Origin of the sequence: Pseudomonas inefficax, assembly GCF_900277125.1 — a bacterium.
GTDB lineage: Bacteria > Pseudomonadota > Gammaproteobacteria > Pseudomonadales > Pseudomonadaceae > Aquipseudomonas > Aquipseudomonas inefficax.
Map to the genome: position 1 here is coordinate 1 of NZ_OPYN01000099.1, position 1,760 is coordinate 1,760.

1 protein-coding gene and 1 pseudogene are annotated in these 1,760 nt (G+C 66.7%); both read left to right on the plus strand.

Annotated features, from left to right (window positions below; translation table 11 throughout):
• Nucleotides 1-574 (plus strand): annotated as a pseudogene (locus JV551A3_RS12265) (fimbrial biogenesis chaperone); the annotation flags it as partial.
• A gap of 108 nt (nucleotides 575-682) precedes the next feature.
• A partial coding sequence (locus JV551A3_RS12270; protein ID WP_133978730.1) for a fimbria/pilus outer membrane usher protein occupies nucleotides 683-1,760 on the plus strand: 1,078 nt, incomplete at its 3' end.

The window sequence follows — 1,760 nt, forward strand, 5'->3', positions numbered from 1 at the left end:
TGACTATCAGGAACAGTACCAGGCACAGCGCGAGATCATCGGCAGCCCGCCAGTGGCCAGCATCGCCCCCGGACAGAAGCAACTGATCCGCCTGACCCGCACCGGCCCCTCGCCAGTAGGCCAGGAGCAGGCCTACCGCATCATCATCGACGAAATCCCTCCCGCCATCCCCGTCGACAAGGCCGAGCCCGGCACCACCGCGGCGATTCGCCTGCAGATGCGCTACTCGGTACCCCTGTTCGTCTACGGCTAAGGCCTGTGGGGCAAGGCCGATCCNGCCGGCAAGCGCAATGCCGAGGGCGTCGGCAAGCCGCAACTCAGCTGGCGTGCGGTGGGCGTACAGGGCAAGCCGTACGTGGAACTGCGCAACGCCACCGCGGTGCATGCGCGGCTGACCGATGTGGTGGTGCAGCAGGGCAGCCAGAGCCAGCCACTGGCCGATGGCCTGCTCGGTTATGTGCTGCCGGGGGCCAGCATGCGCTGGCCGGCACCGCTGGTACCGAATGCCGGCAGCGTGCTGAAGGGGAGGGTAAACGGCCAGAGCAGCGCGGACGCCATCCGCCAAAGCCAATGAGCCTGCGCCTGAATGCCGCGCAGGGGCCATGGGGGACCCGGCAATGGTTGGAAACCGTGTGTGAGATGGCTGACAGCGAGTACCCACCGCTGGTGCCTGGGGTTTGCCCTGGTCGGCCCTGGCCTGGTGCTGGCCGACGACCTGCCGCCACCACCTACGGAGCTGGCCGCCATCGCCGATGCCACGTTGTACCTCGAGCTGCTGGTGAACCAGATGCCCAAGGCTGAGCTGGTACCGGTGCAGCAGCGCGCCGGGCGGTTGTTTCTGGACAGCGAGGTGTTGCGGGCGGCCGGTATCGCGCTGCCTGGCAACCCCCAGGGCGAGGTGGCACTGGAGGCCATCGTGGGGCTGCGTGCCGACTACGACAGCCAGAACCAGCGCCTGCTGCTGCAAGTGCCGCCGGCCTGGCTGCCCGAGCAGCAACTGGGCGACCGCAACCTTTACCCGGCCAGCGATGCGCGCAGCAGTTTCGGCGCCTTGTTCAACTATGACCTGTACCTGAGCGACACCGATGACGGCGGCAGCTACCTGGCCGCCTGGAACGAACTGCGCCTGTTCGACAGCTGGGGCACGTTCTCCAGTACCGGGCAGTGGCGCCAGTCGTTCAATGGTGCGCCAACCGACGATGTGCGCGAGGGCTTCTTGCGCTATGACACTACCTGGCGCTTCACCGACGAACAGCGCCTGCTGACTTACGAAGCCGGTGACCTGGTGACCGGCGCCTTGCCCTGGACCAGCTCGGTGCGGGTCGGAGGCCTGCAGGTGTCGCGCGACTTCGCTGCACGTCCCGACCTGGTCACCTATCCGCTGCCGGCGTTCTCCGGTGAAGCGGCGGTACCCACCTCGCTGGACCTGTTCATCAATGGCTACAAGTCCAGCACCGCCGAATTGCAGCCGGGCCCCTACACGTTGACCAACGTGCCGTTCATCAACGGCGCCGGGGAGGCTGTGGTGGTCACCACCGATGCTCTTGGCCGGCAAGTGTCCACCACCTTGCCGTTCTACGTCACCAGCAGCCTGCTGCAACAGGGCCTGGCGGATTATTCGGTGGCGGCCGGCAGCCTGCGCCGTGACTATGGGCTGCGCGATTTTGCCTACGGCCCCGGGGTTGCTTCGGCAAGCCTGCGCTACGGGGTCAGCGACGTCTTCACCCTGGAGACTCATGCCGAAAGCGCCGAATCGCTGA